Source organism: Bacillus cereus group sp. TH152-1LC (assembly GCF_027710505.1).
Lineage (GTDB): Bacteria > Bacillota > Bacilli > Bacillales > Bacillaceae_G > Bacillus_A > Bacillus_A mobilis.
In genome coordinates, this window is record NZ_JAQFNK010000001.1 from 192,651 (window position 1) to 209,743 (window position 17,093).

Genomic DNA, 17,093 nt, shown 5'->3' on the forward strand with positions numbered 1-17,093 from the left:
AAATAAAACTAACAAATAATAGAAGGAGAACGAGATGCTGCAACTCATGAAGATAGAACTGAAGAAATCCAAGCTAGGTTGGTATGTGAAGGGTGCGATTATCGCAAATATTTTGATGGTTGTGATTTTGTTTTTTGCAAGCTATGAGGCACAAGACATTGGAGATTTAGACCTAAGAAATGTTCAAATACTTTTTTTTGTGGTTAGTACAATGGTGAGAGAAATCTTTACTGTCTTTGCAGGAGTATTAATAGCAAAATTAGTAGTCGAGGAATATAAAAACAAAACAATATTAGTCATGTTTTCATATGCGATTAGTCGAAAAAAAATCATCGCTAGTAAGTTATTAATTACAGCAATGTTAACCTTTATAACCGTCGTTTTATCTAATATTTTTGTAGCAGGTTCCTTCTTTATATTAAATAGCTATATGTTAGTTATCCCAAATGAAATAACGATAGATGAGTTGATACTGGAAGAAATAAAATCAATTCCTTTTGCAATCACAGCAGCAGGAACAAGCTTAATTCCGTTATACTTTGGTATGCGTAAATATTCTGTGCCAACAACAGTTATCTCTTCTTTAATTGTTTCGATGGTAGCATATCAAAATTCTCCTGATTTTTCATTAGGTAATTTTCTTCCCTTTCAATTAGCGCTTGCAATGATTGGTATTATAATTGCTTATTATGGAACTAAAAATATCGAGAACAAGGATGTAGTATTGTGAGAGAAAAAGATAGGTCGAGAAAAAGCAGAGGGAGAATCCTCTGCTTTTATTTGTTATAAAATTAGCCCGTAAAACCACGCGGGCTTGCCCCGTGGATGTAAGGGCTTCTTATTGAGAAGTAATAAAATGAACAAACCATTTTGAGAATCTAACTTTTTAACGGTAGAAGCATCTTTTTTTGTTTTTTTAAGTATATCATTTGAAACACACGTTCTCACTTGATATACTTTGTATATACAAAACAAGAAAGGAGTGTGTATGAATGGCTTTACAATCTATTGCAAGCAAAGAACTCAAAACTAGAAAGAAAAGTATTCCTTCGGAATTTCTAAAAAAACTAAAAACCATTCGAGAAAAACACACTCCTCTTCATGTTGTAGAGTTTGAAATTGGTGTAACTACATTTCAAGAATGGAAAATACTTTCTATCGACGAACATTTACGTGTCATACGTAATACCGTTGTAGGTGAATTATTTAAACGCTACAAACAAATGATTCGCACAAAAGAATATAAACAAACGTTAAAAAAATACAGAATTGTAATAGATTCTATAAACAAAACTAAAGATAAAAAGAAATTAACAAAATTAGAAAAAGAGAAAAAAATTCTTCAGAAAAAATTCGAAGAACTTCGTAATACATACAGTGTCACTTTTGAATTCGCACGAAAATATGGTGAAATGTTACGGAATACAAAATATAGTTTGCCTGATGCAGTTACGGTATTATCTGTGTGTGAAATGGCGTGGAAGTCAATGGAACGCATTCTATTTGGAGATGCGGAAAAACCTAACTACTACAAAAGAGGAGAATTTATAACAATTCAAGGGAAACAAGCAGAACGTTGCATTATTTTAAAACACAACGAAAAAGAGAATACTTTTCATATTTCTCATAAAGGTATGTCTTTCCCTTTACTTATAAAACCTCATGATTTATTTCAGGAAGAAACATTATCTCATATTAAGTATTATATGAAAAATGGTGAATCTATAGATAAAGAAAACGTGGAACGACATGAAAAAGGACAATCTATTGTTTCTACATATCGTATTCGAAACAATCGAATTGTTCGTAAAGAAATCCGTGGAACATATAGATATTTTATCCAAATCACATTGGAAGGTCTTCCAGCTGTGAAGCGAAAAAAAGATGGTTCTTTCCGTCATACTTATGGAACAGGTCGAATTGGCGGAGATATTGGTACACAATCTCTAGCCATTGCAAGTAAACAAGTTGTAGAATTAAAAAATTTAGCTGAGCGTTCTGAAAATACATTTGCATATGAACGTAAAATTTATTTACTTCAACGATATTTAGACCGCTCAAGACGTGCAATGAACCCTAATAATTATAACTCGGACGGAACAATAAGAAGAGGAAAGAAACAATGGTTCTATTCGAATCGATATAAAAAATCCCGAAAACAATTAAGAAATTCACATCGGAAAGCAGCAGCAAGTAGAAAATACGCTCATAACGAAGAAGTGAATTATTTACGTTCTATCGGAGATGAATTTATATTAGAAAAAACGAATGTAAAAGCATGGCAAAAGAAAGCAAAAGAAGTTAAGATAAACGAAAAAACAGGTAAATTCCAACGAAGAAAACGTAGCGGGAAAAGTGTTCTTAACCGTAGTCCGGGATATTTGATTCAACAGGCTAAATATAGATTCTCGACTACAGGCGGAACTGTTAAAGAAGTTAATACTTGGACATTTAAAGCAAGTCAATATGACCATGTACTCGATGGCACAAGTAAGAAAAGTTTATCTAAACGTTGGCACATCTTGCCTTGCGGAACAAAAATACAACGTGATTTGTATTCTGCTTTTCTATTGTTTTGTACAAAGATAGATTTACAACAACCTGATAAAGAAATGTGCGATTCCAGTTTCTCAGAATTTTTAGCGTTACACAATCTATGTATTCAAGATATTCAAACCAACCGTAAGGTTGTATTAAATAGTGGTATTCGATTTTAAATAACATTAATGGGGGTATGACTTAGCCTCCATCTTCTAAAAAAGAGAAGACGAACGCTAATGTGGTCAGAGGACTGCTTGTTCGTGAGTGTTGCCTCTTCTGCTAGTGCCCAGCTCAAGACGTAAGAAATGAGCCGTATCAGCTCCAATGCGATATGTTCCAAAGCAATACTCACCCTCTCTGAGGTGTGACTTCGTGTACGATAGGGAGAAACAGAATGAACACTCTTAAAAATAGAACCCACGCAGGCTTGCCTCGTGGTAGTCAGCCTGTTATTCTTACGTAATTTACGTTCTACTTTTATTTCTATACCATTATCATTATTGATTGCTATAGTGTTCTTAAAACAAGGATGTAGTATTGTGATAGGAAAAAGAAAGGTCGAGAAAATTCAATCATAAAATCGTAAGAGAAAAAGCAGAGATATCCTCTGCTTTTATTTGCTGTACTGTGTTTCTTCTATTTAGATTTTTTTGGTTCAAACAAACTTATTAGGTGGACCCTTACACCCACAACAGATTTATCTACAGTTATTATCCATCCATTTTTTCTGACTTCATGTGCAGATTTACCTTTACTTTCAACCAATTGAGAAACTTCAGCATCCCACGGCATGCCAGTGGCTTCTACCATAGCTTGAATTGTACTCATTTCATCCATTGGACCAACATATTGTATATTACTAATCGTTTTTCCATCCTTGTTTATGTGATAAGTAACACGGGTATATCCCGGTTGTTTCTCTTCTATGCCAGTTGTAATATATAACACTGGTCCATACTCGGTCTTAACATCTTCAAAAGGAAGCAATTTAACTTTTTCCTTCGCGAACCTATCCTTGATTTTGTTGTAATTCTTTAAATATTGCTCAGGTGTTAGACCAACAGCATTCTTTGAATCTTCAATCACGGTTTTAGTTGACGAATTATTTTCCTTTTGTTTTGTTGGTTCTTCAGTTTTTGGTGAAGAATTAGTTGTAGTTTTTTCTTCAGAGCCACATGCTGCTAACCCTAATACAATAGCTCCACATGTTAATGCTGATAATAGTTTTTTAGACATTCAAATATCCTCCTAATAGGTAAAATAGATAATAACAACTTATCGATTATAACAAATAATTGATAATGGATTTGTCAATCCATGTCGTATTACAATTTTTACTATTATTTTTTTAGTGTAATTATATTGCTTACCATTAGTATTATGAATTAAATTTCTTCCCAGCTATCTAACAAAATTGTAGCATTGTCTCCATTCGTTCTAATTCCATCTACTTTTACATCACCATCTTCGAAGTGTAGGATAATCTCGGCAGTGTCGTTTTCATCGCCTACGCCTTCAGTCCATTTTTTCGTATATTTTAGAACGCCACAAATTTTTGTTATATCAAATTCTTTACCTAAATTATGATGTTTTACGAATTCCCAAAAGGCATTTTTCTTCATTAATAGAACAACCTTTCTAATCATTATTAATTAGCTCATATTATGAAATTTTAAATATACTTTTTTGCAAACTCGATGATTTCATTTCTGATATTCGATGCAAACTGAATATTTCTTGTTGCTTCCTCTTCGTTATCATAGATGAAAACATCTATTTCACCATCGTTATGGAATCTAACGCTAATCTCATAATCTGAGAGCTCATGTTCTATTTCCATGCCTTTTGGAAGATTAGTATCAATACAAACTTCTTTGAAATTATCTGCATCATTAACTCGTATAAAATGTAATTCACCTATAATTTTAATTAAATACTTTTTCATTTTCATTCTCCTTTTTCACATAAATAGTATGTGCCTTTGTATTTTTGTTTGCTTTTAAATTCTAATCCATAATAAGTTTTTGTGGGAAAAGTTGTTAAAAAAACTAAACATGAAGTAACAAAGCAACGCCAACAAAAAAACAACCAATCAGTATGTTGGATTGGTTGTTAAAATAAATATATGAATTCATATTTACAATTTGTAAAAGTAGTTTTGAACACTATCTCGGTCTCCATGAATAATCGCACATAGGACATTTTTCTTCTGGTTTTAGCCAAACACTCCAAGATTTGTCTCCGTGTTGTACATTAGGACAACAGTGCGTTCGACTACTTGGCACAATGCTAAGAGATTTTCTAGGAAAAGCAAAATCTCCATCATCATATTTATATTTTATCGTTTCAGTACAGCATGTTTTTGCTTTTTCTTCTATTATATATTCTTTGTTACAAGCATAGCATTCGTACATGTTTCAATCTCCCTTAAGTCATACAATAGTTTTTATTCGTTTTCTCTGAAAAAGGAGTGAATAAATTCTTCATCCATTCCATATACAACAAACTCAATATCTTCAACAGGTTCTAAAATCCGTTTATATATATTTGAAACTTTTTTCTTATCTAGTTTGCCCACTCCGGTTCCTAAACCGGGAAGTGCTATTTTAGATATACTATTTTGACGACAATAGGTAACAAGAGAGGTCAGACACTTTTCTATGGTTTTATAATTCGAAGGCATTCCTGGTAATTTCATTGTAACGAGATGAACAATGTTTTTATAAGGTAATTCTCCCGCTTTGGTTACATACACATCACCAGATTTAGGATTTTGTAAAAGGCATGTCTTCACTGCTTCTAATTCAATCATTCGACCTCCGGCTTTTTTAATAGCTCCTGCTACTCCAGCTATCATAGGTCCAATGCCATTTGCTGCATTACAAATGTAATCAACTTTTTTAGCTTTTGTTATATCTCCAAGAATAATAGTTAACACGATGGTTTCACCTCGAATTTAAATTATCATATTCCTTTCTTGTTTTTATGAAAATCCCAAAAAACATTTTTTCTATTGCAAAAAATGTAAAATTTTAAATGTTCAGTTGTTGCTTTCTCTTAATATATAAATTGAAACATATGTTCTTTTGTGATATACTTTGTATATACAAATAAAAAAGAGAATATGAAAAAACCATTAGATATACTCATTACATGAAACATAATCGATTACAGAAACTTTCTTAGTTATTCTGTTTTTGAATCCAATTTCTTGAAACTCATTTAAAGTGTTAAGTAGAGAAAATGGTTCTGTGGTTGATACAAACATGTTTTTACATTAAACTGAAGAGTATATAATCTTGGTTTTGGAGGTGTAAGGATGAAACTAAAAAATTCTGTAGTTTCTTTATCAGAAAACGCAAAAGAAGTTGCACGCAATCTAATAGAGAAGTATCCAGAACTTATAGATAAAGATTTAGAAGATGTCGAAAATGACCCAAAAGTTATTGAAGCAGCTGAAAAAATAGAATCCATTAAAAAATTTAAAATAAAAGATTATGAAAGTGTTATTAACTTCTTTATCAATGAAAAATTAAAGTTATATGAAATTAAGGAAAGAAAAGGTGGCATTGTCGACAAGACAGAAAAAACCATTTTCGATATCGGTAAGATATTAATAGAAAAGACAAAAGAAAGAAGACGAGAAAGAAACCGTCAAACAAGTCACTTCGATACAAATATCTTATCTCATGCTCCTTTCTTTGTAGGTGGTTCACGTAAAAGAAAAGAAAAGGCAGCAAAAGAGGGGCATATATTAATTGATAAAAGTGGTTTGAGAAAAATGACATATCAAAATGATTTAGGTATGTTATTAACCTGTAATGATGCTAAAACATTAGCAGCTCTTTTCGCACTTTGGGGAGAGCAAGGAATGGGAGAAACCGTTAAATTTACAGAATATCAATTATTAGATAAATTGAATGCAGGAATAGGTGGAAAACAATATCAAATTATCCGAGATTCTTTAGAAAAACTTAGAAATACCTCTGTTGTACTTCAAGAAGCATATCAACTATCTGAAGGTAAAAGAACAATTACTGAACGTTTCCAATTGATTATCGCAGATACATTTATCGTGGATGAAGATGAACACGGAAGAGTTCGTTCTAAAGAGTATTCTGTTGCTTTTTCTCCTTATATACACAAATCATTCCAAGATGGATATTGCACATTAATTAGTCTTGCTGTTTTTGATGAATTAGAAACAGATGCAGCAAAAGCAATTTATCTTATGATTAGCGGAATGAAGGATATGGATAGCAACGATGCATTTATAAAGTTAGATGGTACCCTTGAAATTCCGATTACTCCCGTATACGAAACTTTATTTTTAGAAAACACAAAAAGTAAAAATAAAATTGTTGTAGAAAAAGCATGTGAAGAGTTAAAGGATATAGATGTTATTTCAGATTTTTATTTCAGTGGAAAAGGAAGAACAGTCAACTCGTTAGTGATTGAGCCTTCTGAATGGCTAAGAGATGTGTTATCAAACGGAGCAAAATTAGGAACAGCTATGGAACAAAAAGAAAAATTATATTTATCATAATAGAAGCGACTGCTCATTTAGAGTAGTCGTTTTTTTTATGATTTTTTCATAAATATGCTTCAAGGTACAGTAGTAAATTAGTGACAGAAGGAGTCAATACATATAGCTTTTATGAAAAGTGCTTCAAGGTACAGTATCCAGTTAATAGGATAATCCCATTGCAATAATTGGAATTTTAAATAAAAGTGCTTCAAGGTACAGTATGGAATTGATGGGATAATTCCATTGAAATGATTAGAATTTCAATAAAAGTGCTTCAAGGTACAGTATCCAGTTAATAGGATAATCTCATTGCAATGATTGTAATTTTAAACAAAAGTGCTTCAGGGTACAGTAGGCAATTGATAGGGCAATCCCATCAATTAAATCTGAATTTTCAATAAAAATGCTTCAGGGTACAGTATTATTATGGAAAATAAGCAGTGATTTTTTGTTGGCAAAAAAAAATAAAATTTTTTTTTAGAAAAAAAATGCATGAGTGTACAGCAAAAGTGCTTCAAGGTACAGTAGTCACCTAAAGTATAAAAAGTGCTTCAAGGTACAGTAAAAGTGCTTCAAGGTACAGTAGGTATAAAAAATAGCAAATGTGCTTCAGGGTACAGTAAAAGTGCTTCAGGGTACAGTAGTCACTAAAAGTATAAAAGTGCTTCAAGGTACAGTACAATGTGCTTCAAGGTACAGTAGGTATAAAAAACATGAAAAGGGCTTGCTATGACTGGGTTTTTCGACATTTTTCTTACAATAACGACTAAAAAAGTGCTTCAGGGTACAGTACAATGTGCTTCAAGGTACAGTAGTCACTAAAAATATAAAAGTGCTTCAAGGTACAGTAAAAGTGCTTCAGGGTACAGTAGGTATAAAAAATAGCAAATGTGCTTCAAGGTACAGTAAAAGTGCTTCAAGGTACAGTAGGTATAAAAAATAGCAAATGTGCTTCAAGGTACAGTATTTTTGTGTCAGTGGTTAGCAAATGTGCTTCAAGGTACAGTATGGAAATGAAATAAAGAAGGGTGTAATATCATAAACAGATAATCATTCTGAACGAAATTGGACAAAGGAGGGACAAACAATGATTCATGAAGAAACTTATAACTACTTACTAAAAAATGTATCTGCAAAAGAGTTTGATGTTTGTTTGCTCTCTTTGCTTCATATGGATTGGGATGGACAAATTCGTCTTGAATTAGGTGAATTAGCAGAAAAAGCCGGTACGACTAAGAAATACTTAAAAGAAATCGTGAATAAGTTTGTTTCTAAAGCAAAAGGTCGTTTTGTGTTCGCACCGGTAGAAGGAAGAGAAGGATTACTATATCGTTTTAACATCGGTAAAACAAATCTTCTATACAACAACAAAACAGACAGATATTGCAAAAAATATAAGTTCTTCTACACAGATGAATTCCGCAATTTGCCTATTAATGCAAAACGTTTGTTGTTAATGGGTGCGTTCCGCATGTCTACTTTAAAAAATACAAGAGTATCAATTAAAGTATGTGACATCATTCCATCTGTACATAACGGAGAGACGATTCCTTTTACTAAAAGTCGTTTAGAAGAAGCAATTCGTGCTATCCAAAACTCTGGTCTTCGTAATATTGTAAATGTTGGTATCGCAAGTAACCGTTTCGCTAAAAAAGAAGTGGTTGTATTTGCGTTTGCACAAAATACATTACAAGAATTCCTAGAAAACCACACAGAGCGTACATTACTGAGAAAGAAACTTTTTGAAGCAGGATATCATGAGTTTCTTTCCGATGAATACTGCATTGAAATCGAAAGAATGGGTAAGTATATTTATCGTTCTTTCTTGGCAAAAGAAAAAGAACTAGCAAATGAACACGGTGTACAAGTGTCTGCGAAAGATGAATTACAAAAACTTGCACGCTTTGTTTACGATGCAGCGATTGAGCGCATTGTGCCAGCTTTAATATCTAAAAAAGAAGAATTGGATGCTCCAAAGAAAGTATCTGCGTACTTTAGCTCTATTATGTATGCTGTGGTAGCTGAAGAAATGGCGAAGTATGCCCATCAAGCTGACAGTGTGAAAAGCTTGCTTGAAAACGAATATTTACATCAACGTATCTCCTATGACATTCACGGCGAAGATGTAGGCTTTATACAAATTCATCAAGAAGTTGAACCTATTAAACAAAAACACCGATTTTTTGTACGTATGTACAAGACGCTACAAGCATGGTGTGAAGAATGGGTTATTTCACGAGTGAAAAAAGTAGTAGAAGTAGAAGACGTAGATGGGGTAGGGGAAGCACAAGAAGATGCTGCGACACTACAAGTGAAAAAAGAAGAAGTAGTTGGTCGCGTTCAAGCCATCAAAAAGACAGCATTCGAACAATTGAATGTGATTAAAGAATGGTTACAACTAAATGGAAATAAAGCTATTGATGAAAAAGGGCGATTTAAATTCATTGAAGAAATGAAACAATCTATCGGCTCTTATTTAGCAATACATAAAGATAGGATACAACAAGAAATGGAAATTTCTGAAGTTGTATAATACTGGAAAGCACTGGCTATTTAGCGAGTGCTAAATGTGTTGGTCTTTTTTAAATAATTACATACATAAGAAGGCTAGAATCTTGTTCCGCAACAAGTTAGTTAACAAAATATAATACGAAGAAAAGAAACGAGTACCTAAAACGGGTGTTCGTTATTTTTTTGCTTATTATTTTGTCTGTGAATTGTTATATACAACCTGTGATTTTTTATATTTAATCTGTGATTTTCGAATTTGCTCTGTTAATACATATTTATAACCTCTGAATAAATTGTAGAAAGTTGTGATTTATTTTAATAGGGATGTTGATGAAATTAAATTAATGTTATCTGTTTTAAATATCTTCGAATAAGTAGAAAGAAGTAGTGAGAGTAGTTGGTATATAAGGGATTGTGGAATGAAGTTGTTAAAGGTTCTAATTATATTGTTCTTATCTATTGTTCTTATTATTCTTCTTACTAATGTTATAAATTTATTATTCTAATTAAAGGTAAGTGGGGTCTCAGGAAAAAAATAACAAAATATACAATTTCATGTTCATTTTTTAATTTTAATAAAAACATACAATATTCGTATTTACTTGTATAAAAAATGAAATAACTTCCTTTCTTAGATAATAGTATATATGTATGAACAAATTCTAGACGGAACATTCGTTTCTTAAAAACATTACCTGTTATGAATACCTAAATAAATGTGTTACCAAAGACTGAATTAGAGTAAGCCTTATGGTGTATTTTATGCAACTTTTTAAGGAATATTCACCTAACTACAAAATTTGTTGTATAACAAGTAAGGAGGTGAATATAAGAGATGAAAAGAAAACTATTTCGTTCTCGTTCAGATAAAAAGTTATCAGGTGTATTAGGTGGAATTGGAGCGTTAACCAATATTGATGCTACTATATTACGCATAGTGTTTGCGTTGTTTACACTTTTTACTGGAGTTATAACAGGAGTATTTGTATATATAATCTTTGCTCTAATTATGCCAATGGAACCTAAACATACAGATGTAATTGAAGTGACAGCTGAAGAACCAAAGAAAGCAGATGTGTAATATCATCTGTTTTTTTTCGTTGTTGCAGTAAAAAAAGTTCTGCAAAGCAGAACTTAAATGAATAAGTATACTATCTTAATGCTCTGAAACCCATTAGATTGATTACAGACGTGTGTAACAGTATATGAAGATAATATTAAGCCAGTAGAGGGATTTTAGTCTCTACAAGGTCACTGTGCGTCTCTCTTGCTTTATTGTTTTCAATCCTTGCTTCTATTGTCTCAACCTCATAACCATATATCACATATAAAGTTTTATTTCCGTTTGTAAATACATCTTGGAACTTATCTTGATTATGATAAGAAATGTTAGATTCATATTCGAATGTTTCTTCACAACCCTCTTCGTTCTCTTTAAATACAAACGTAACGAATGTAGATAGGTCCATCTGTTCTAAAGGATAATCTTCTCCTGATTCATAGCGAATAAGAGACTTAGAAGGATAGATATTGTTCATTACTTTCATATAAGATTCCTTGTTTAGACAGATTTGATTGTTTTCCTTTAAAGTTGCATAAATTTTTACCATTTTTATCAAACTCCTTTTGATTTTTAATATTGTAAAACGAATTTTGTTTTTGTGTTGAATTTATATGAAGTTCGGAAAACTTTAGCAGTTATTGGAAAAGTATATTATTATATTAAAAACATCTTAGAAATGAAACCGGCATTTCTAATTCTGAAAAATACAGGTTTAAAACATTTAAATTCCGAAGTCGTTTTATAATGTGAATAAGTGAGGTGAGAGTATGTCTAGATATATTGTGATTGCCGGAATTCACGGTCGATACGATGAATTTGAGCATCTTTTAGATAAATGTGCAGATTACTTAAGAGCAGGCTATAAACTCGTATTATTAGGGGATTACTTGGGCTATGGAAAGCAGAGTAAAGAAGTTGCGAAAAAGATATTGGAATTAGCTGATATGGAAAGAGTAATCGTGCTAAAGGGGCACTGGGAAGACATTTTATATAGGGCGTATAGACCGGAATCCATTCATGAATCTGAAAAGTACAAAAAGATTATCATAAACAAAAGAAGTTATTTGCCTTTATTTGAACTAGTGGATGATAAAAAGCTCCTGGAAGAATATCTAGATTTAATAGAACAAATGAAGCTATACCATATAGATGATAAATATCTATTTTCACATAGTGGAGTAGATTTTAGAATGTGGAGAAATTGTTCATCATTTAATATGTTTTTGTTGAATCATACGGAATCACATTTTTTATGGAATAATTCTTTTTATGATGATTATTTGCGAGAATACTTTACCGATAAAGATTTCATACGAAAATCTTTTCCTTACACAGTAGTAGCAGGGCATGTTCCCACTTATAAGATTAATCCAGCTATTCGAAATTTCCATGAGTATGCTCCATTTGTATGGGAAAATGTAATTGGAGTAGATTTCGGTGCAAGTTCCAAACACGGGAGACTAGGCGCGGTAATTATACGAGATGAAATATCCTATCTTTCTGTTAAAGTTGGATTTAATGAAAAGAAGTGGGATTGATACGATGGTGATGAAGGGTTCTGTTACTAAAGTTATGAACTTGTAAGATTAAGCATATTAAAAAAGCAAGATGTAATATCATCCTGCTTTTTTTGTTTAAAAGAATATATTATTTAAGATTTAATTTTTCTTTCTCCATTTTTCTCTTCAAAATAACATAGTTTATGGAAAGAATAACTACCATATATGCTCCGTATACTCCAAAGGATAGCCATTTATTTTGAGTAAAACTTGCGCCTGCAATAGTAATGATTAATGTGTTAGGTAATTTACCTAGAGAAGAAGCAAGGAAAAACGTTGTCCATTTTACTTTACTTAATCCACAAACAATATTTACGACAGGTGTTGGCACAATAGGAACCAGACGAACAAATAAGATAGCCATAAAAGAGTTTTTTTCTAAATATGATTCATATTCTTGTATTTTAGGATACTGTTTTAATTTGTTTTGTGCCCAATCTTTAAATCCATATCTTGCTAAAAAGAACATTAACATCGTTCCTGTCATTGCTCCGGTTAAAGATATTAATATCCCTTGCATAACACCGAAAACCGCACCAATAATCCCTGCCAGAACTACGTAAGGAACAATAGGGAAGAACACAGTCATTCCAACAAGTGCGATTCCAATAAAGACCGCATATATACCGCCCGCTTTAACTATTTCAAGTAATGCATCCTTTTGGGTATAACCAATAGCGATAATGGCTGCTACCAAGAGTAGACTGATTATTTTTTTAAACATAAAAATCTCCTTATCCGAAATTATATTTATACAATTGTGTGGGTTAATTATAGCAAAGAGAAAAATATATGTACTTCATTATTTTGTTTTTTTCAACGGAAATGGGCTGCGAACGTTTAGTCATTCAAGAATCCCACCAGCCACATAAGGTGTAGGGCTGGCAGTTTTAAACGTGGGAGTCTTAAAGGGAATATGTATTCTATCTCTTCAATTGGACTTTTGAGAGTTATGAAAGTCGCAATTAAATATGGTATAATTTTCTTAATTAATTAAATAATTCGAAAAGAAGGGATGGTATGGTACAAATAAAGGTAACACCTGAACAACTTGAACAAGTCGCAAAGAGAGTTAGAAATGCAAGATATGATATAGAGTCGATACATAAGCAGTTATATAATCAAATGGAAGACTTGTGCAGTAGATGGTCAGGTGCAGCAGCTCAAAGTTTTTATCACATGTTCAATGAAACTAAGCCACAGGTATTTGTTATTATTAATGAAATGGATAAAATAGCAGACGAATTAATTCATTCTGCTGTAAAGTTCCGTGAAGTAGATAAACTTGCTGTTGAAATACCTATTGATGAAGGGGCAATGTGTGAAAAAATCAATTCCAAATCCGACTTGCAAAAAGGATGGGATGGTCTTACATTAGGCGCAGAACAAGGTGTTGGCGATGCAATAGAAGGTTTTCTAGCGTTAGGTGACGGTGAAACATGGTCAAACATGTGGGATGCAATTGTAAATTATGATGAAACTCTCCCTACAATGTGGAATGCCTTTTCAGATTCTTTTATGGATGATGTTTGGCATGGTGATGTTGAAAGTGGCTTTCGTTGGGGTTCTTACCTTGTAACATCGGTTGGATTAGGGTTCCTTGGAGGTAAAGGTTTAGATAAAGTTTCTACACTTGCTAGAGGAGCTAGATTCTCTAAAATAACTCAAATTACTCCGCCACGGTTACAGCCTGCCTTTGCAGGTGTTGGTTTAACTAGCGAAGCTATACTTAGTACATTGCCATCGGCAGGACACTGGGGAAATTATTTGAGTAGTTATTTCATGTTTGCTAGACCGCATTGGCGAGAATCTGAAAAACATGCATACGAGAAGTACCCTAATTATAAAGACCAAGTGTCATTTAAAGATAGAGAAGAAGTACCATATGCGAGTAAGGGTAGTACGAGACCCGATGGTTTTGACCATGATTTAAATAGCAGTTTGGAAGTTAAGAACTATAACCTTACTACCGAAAGAGGGAAGCGCTCGTTAATTAATGTTCTGCTGAAGCAGTTTGAATACAGATTAAAGAACCTACCTGAAGGTGCAGAGCAGATAGCTTTTATTGATGCGAGAGGTCAGAATGTATCAGTTCAAACTTTGAAAGAGATTAAAGAAGAGATATCGCAGAGAACATTCGGTAAATTAAAGGTGACTATCGAAAGAGACTAGATAGGAAAGGAGATGTATTTATGGCAACAGGATTTAAAGCAGACTTTCTCTGGTATAGATTAGGTACAGCGGATTTTGTACATTCGTTTTTCTCAACTATTAGCTTTCATTTAGAAAAGGAAGGTTGGGGAACAAGATATCCACACTTAATGAAAGAATTATATAATGGAAGATTAGAATTCCAAAATATCCCGAATGCTATTGAAGAAGCGAAAGAAGCTCGTGAAAAATTAAAACTATTATCACCATCAGAAGTAGTGTGGGATATTGAAGATTTATCTAAGCAACCGCCGTGGGGAGATAATATTTCAGCAGATATAACAGACTTATCTAATTACTTTTACACAAGTGGCGGTAAAGATATGTTTGAAATGTTATTTAAAGCATGTAATGAAGCTCTGGAATTAGAAGTGGATTTAGAAATAGAAAATTTATAATCTAGAAAAACACGGATTATTTTAACAAGAAATCAAAAAGAATTCCTCCACCTCAAGGAATGCATATGAATAGGTGGGGGGAGGAAGTTTGGTTTCTTTTCAAAGGTTTTTTCGATTTGAGTAGAAATCTGTAATGGGTATTTATTTAAAACGAATTGGGGAAACACAACATGACACACATTCAATTTGACTATACAAAGGCATTGACCTTTTTAAATGAACATGAAGTAACTTATTTGCAAGGGGCTGTTAGAACAGCTCACGAAGCAATTCATAATAAAACAGGCGCGGGAAGTGACTTCCTAGGCTGGGTAGATTTACCGACAGCATATGATAGAGATGAATTTGCTAGAATTCAAAAAGCAGCAGAGAAAATCAAATCTGATTCTGATATTTTACTTGTTATTGGTATCGGAGGTTCTTATTTAGGGGCAAGAGCAGCAATTGAAATGCTAAACCATTCTTTTTACAATGTGCTTCCTAAAGAGGAAAGAAAAACACCACAAATTATATTCGTAGGAAATAACATTAGTTCTACTTATGTAAGAGATTTAATGGATGTATTAAAAGATAAAGATTTCTCAGTTAACGTGATTTCTAAATCAGGTACAACAACAGAGCCAGCAATTGCTTTCCGTATTTTCCGTAAGCTATTAGAAGAGAAATATGGAAAAGAAGAAGCTCGCACACGTATTTATGCAACAACTGATGCTTCTCGTGGCGCATTAAAGACTTTAGCTACAGAAGAAGGGTATGAGTCATTTGTAATACCAGACGATGTAGGAGGGCGTTATTCGGTCCTTACAGCGGTAGGTCTGCTTCCGATTGCAGCTAGTGGTATAGACATCGAAACAATTATGAAAGGTGCTGCGCAAGCTAGTAAAGATTTCTCGACACCTGAACTTGCAGAGAATCCAGCTTATCAATATGCAGCAGTACGTAATGCGCTATACAACAAAGGCAAAACAATTGAAATGCTAATTAATTATGAACCAGGATTACAATACTTCTCTGAGTGGTGGAAGCAACTGTTTGGTGAGAGTGAAGGGAAAGACCAAAAAGGTATTTATCCATCTTCGGCTAACTTCTCTACGGACCTTCATTCATTAGGTCAATATGTACAAGAAGGTCGTCGTGACATATTTGAAACAGTATTAAAAGTAGAAACACCAAGACATGAGATTGTAATTGAAAAAGAAGATTCTGATTTAGATGGTTTGAATTATCTGGCTGGCAAAACAGTTGATTTTGTGAATACAAAAGCGTTTGAAGGTACATTATTAGCTCATACTGATGGTGGAGTTCCTAACTTAATCGTGAATCTTCCTGCGATGGATGAATATACTTTAGGATATTTGGTGTATTTCTTCGAAAAAGCATGTGCAATTAGTGGTTATTTATTAGGAGTAAATCCATTTGACCAACCAGGCGTAGAAGCATACAAAGTGAATATGTTTGCTCTGCTAGGTAAACCTGGATTTGAAGAGAAGAAAGCAGAACTTGAAAAACGTTTGAAGTAATGAATATGAAAAGCTCCTTTTAGTATTAAAAGGAGCTTTTTTGTATGTAACATATTGCTGAAAGATTGAATTGGTTCGTCATACATTGTCTAAACTTTTATCTCTTTCTTTAACAAGTTTTAAAAGTTCTGCATACTGTAGAGGGGAAGGGCGTTCGAATTTTAATTCATAAGAACATTCATCACAGTATTCATATAATGTGCCATCCTCTAATTTATCATAGCGTTCTTCGTTTTTGGATGGGTCTTTAAATAATTCATCTAATTCTAATTTTTCGGTTTCAGTTAATTGTTTAGATAAATAATTATCGCTGCATCTTGAACAATTTACATAAAAAATTTTTTCTACGATTCCCTTATCTAATAGGAATTGTTCTATCTTTTTTGCAAGGTTAGAATCGTTGCCAATCCTCCAAAGGTTAGAAACATAATTTCCTTTTCGGAATTTGACTAGAAATTTATCTAATTCTATCTTTTGTTTTTCTGAAAGAAAATCAATTTCTTTTAAGTCAGGATAATGATGAACACCTAATAATTCCGGATATTCTTCTTTTTTCATTTTATCTACAACTTCAGAGATTTCATAAGCCAATGAACGCAACTTTACACCGTAAATTGCACTCTGTAATTCTTTTAATTCGCTACGGGTATATTCTTTTTGAAGAGCTTCTATATCAATTCCTTGTAAAAATTCATTTAATTCATTGTATTTTTTTAGGATTTCTTCTTTGATAGACATACAATTTCCCCCTGTATTTTGGAT

General features: G+C 32.7%; 17 protein-coding genes. 9 read left to right on the forward strand and 8 right to left on the reverse strand.

Annotated features, from left to right (window positions below):
* Nucleotides 1-34: 34 nt before the first annotated feature.
* Together PDL00_RS00985 and PDL00_RS00990 are read left to right on the forward strand one after the other, a co-directional pair.
* Nucleotides 35-730 (forward strand): ABC transporter permease, encoded by a 696-nt coding sequence (locus PDL00_RS00985; RefSeq protein WP_270725493.1) that lies wholly within the window; start codon nt 35-37, stop codon nt 728-730.
* Nucleotides 731-992: 262 nt separating this feature from the next.
* Entirely contained in the window at nt 993-2,717 is a 1,725-nt protein-coding gene (locus PDL00_RS00990; protein ID WP_270725495.1) for a hypothetical protein, read from the forward strand.
* Between the two features lie 460 nt (nt 2,718-3,177).
* Here PDL00_RS00990 and PDL00_RS00995 read toward each other — a convergent pair whose 3' ends face one another.
* The 5 genes from PDL00_RS00995 to PDL00_RS01015 all read right to left on the reverse strand — a co-directional run bounded on the left by PDL00_RS00995 (nt 3,178) and on the right by PDL00_RS01015 (nt 5,479).
* Nucleotides 3,178-3,777 (reverse strand): hypothetical protein, encoded by a 600-nt coding sequence (locus PDL00_RS00995; protein WP_270725497.1) that lies wholly within the window; start codon nt 3,775-3,777, stop codon nt 3,178-3,180.
* Between the two features lie 149 nt (nt 3,778-3,926).
* Nucleotides 3,927-4,187 (reverse strand): hypothetical protein, encoded by a 261-nt coding sequence (locus PDL00_RS01000; protein ID WP_270725499.1) that lies wholly within the window; start codon nt 4,185-4,187, stop codon nt 3,927-3,929.
* A gap of 26 nt (nt 4,188-4,213) precedes the next feature.
* Complete coding sequence (locus tag PDL00_RS01005) at nt 4,214-4,486, reverse strand: hypothetical protein (RefSeq protein ID WP_270725501.1); 273 nt, start codon at nt 4,484-4,486, stop codon at nt 4,214-4,216.
* Nucleotides 4,487-4,706: 220 nt separating this feature from the next.
* Nucleotides 4,707-4,955: a hypothetical protein gene (locus PDL00_RS01010; RefSeq protein WP_270725503.1), complete on the reverse strand. Its 249-nt coding sequence runs from the start codon at nt 4,953-4,955 to the stop codon at nt 4,707-4,709.
* Nucleotides 4,956-4,987: 32 nt separating this feature from the next.
* A complete protein-coding gene (locus PDL00_RS01015; protein ID WP_270725505.1) occupies nt 4,988-5,479 on the reverse strand; it encodes a macro domain-containing protein in 492 nt (163 codons plus the stop codon).
* A 381-nt stretch (nt 5,480-5,860) separates the two neighbouring features.
* Between PDL00_RS01015 and PDL00_RS01020 the strand changes: the two genes are divergently transcribed.
* The 3 genes from PDL00_RS01020 to PDL00_RS01030 all read left to right on the forward strand — a co-directional run bounded on the left by PDL00_RS01020 (nt 5,861) and on the right by PDL00_RS01030 (nt 10,661).
* Nucleotides 5,861-7,087 (forward strand): replication initiator protein A, encoded by a 1,227-nt coding sequence (locus tag PDL00_RS01020; protein ID WP_270725507.1) that lies wholly within the window; start codon nt 5,861-5,863, stop codon nt 7,085-7,087.
* A gap of 1,069 nt (nt 7,088-8,156) precedes the next feature.
* The gene (locus tag PDL00_RS01025; RefSeq protein WP_270725509.1) at nt 8,157-9,602 is read left to right on the forward strand and encodes a hypothetical protein; all 1,446 of its coding nucleotides are present in this window, start codon (nt 8,157-8,159) and stop codon (nt 9,600-9,602) included.
* A gap of 813 nt (nt 9,603-10,415) precedes the next feature.
* Nucleotides 10,416-10,661 carry a PspC domain-containing protein gene (locus tag PDL00_RS01030; RefSeq protein ID WP_270725511.1) on the forward strand — a complete coding sequence of 82 codons (246 nt, stop codon included), beginning with the start codon at nt 10,416-10,418 and terminating at the stop codon, nt 10,659-10,661.
* Nucleotides 10,662-10,797: 136 nt separating this feature from the next.
* Here PDL00_RS01030 and PDL00_RS01035 read toward each other — a convergent pair whose 3' ends face one another.
* Nucleotides 10,798-11,190, reverse strand: coding sequence for a hypothetical protein (locus PDL00_RS01035; RefSeq protein ID WP_270725513.1), 393 nt, complete (start codon nt 11,188-11,190; stop codon nt 10,798-10,800).
* A gap of 220 nt (nt 11,191-11,410) precedes the next feature.
* Here PDL00_RS01035 and PDL00_RS01040 point away from each other — a divergent pair, with 220 nt between their 5' ends.
* Nucleotides 11,411-12,181 carry a metallophosphoesterase gene (locus PDL00_RS01040; RefSeq protein WP_270725515.1) on the forward strand — a complete coding sequence of 257 codons (771 nt, stop codon included), beginning with the start codon at nt 11,411-11,413 and terminating at the stop codon, nt 12,179-12,181.
* Nucleotides 12,182-12,290: 109 nt separating this feature from the next.
* Here the strand turns inward: PDL00_RS01040 and PDL00_RS01045 are convergent, their stop codons facing one another.
* Nucleotides 12,291-12,926 (reverse strand): TVP38/TMEM64 family protein, encoded by a 636-nt coding sequence (locus tag PDL00_RS01045; protein WP_270725517.1) that lies wholly within the window; start codon nt 12,924-12,926, stop codon nt 12,291-12,293.
* Between the two features lie 296 nt (nt 12,927-13,222).
* Here PDL00_RS01045 and PDL00_RS01050 point away from each other — a divergent pair, with 296 nt between their 5' ends.
* The 3 genes from PDL00_RS01050 (at nt 13,223) to PDL00_RS01060 (ending at nt 16,331) form a co-directional block, all read left to right on the forward strand.
* The gene (locus PDL00_RS01050) at nt 13,223-14,374 is read left to right on the forward strand and encodes a WXG100 family type VII secretion target (RefSeq protein WP_270725519.1); all 1,152 of its coding nucleotides are present in this window, start codon (nt 13,223-13,225) and stop codon (nt 14,372-14,374) included.
* A 20-nt stretch (nt 14,375-14,394) separates the two neighbouring features.
* Nucleotides 14,395-14,811 carry an immunity 70 family protein gene (locus PDL00_RS01055; RefSeq protein ID WP_270725521.1) on the forward strand — a complete coding sequence of 139 codons (417 nt, stop codon included), beginning with the start codon at nt 14,395-14,397 and terminating at the stop codon, nt 14,809-14,811.
* Nucleotides 14,812-14,981: 170 nt separating this feature from the next.
* Complete coding sequence (locus tag PDL00_RS01060; protein ID WP_270725523.1) at nt 14,982-16,331, forward strand: glucose-6-phosphate isomerase; 1,350 nt, start codon at nt 14,982-14,984, stop codon at nt 16,329-16,331.
* A gap of 78 nt (nt 16,332-16,409) precedes the next feature.
* Here PDL00_RS01060 and PDL00_RS01065 read toward each other — a convergent pair whose 3' ends face one another.
* Nucleotides 16,410-17,069 carry a hypothetical protein gene (locus PDL00_RS01065; RefSeq protein ID WP_270725525.1) on the reverse strand — a complete coding sequence of 220 codons (660 nt, stop codon included), beginning with the start codon at nt 17,067-17,069 and terminating at the stop codon, nt 16,410-16,412.
* Nucleotides 17,070-17,093 lie beyond the last annotated feature (24 nt).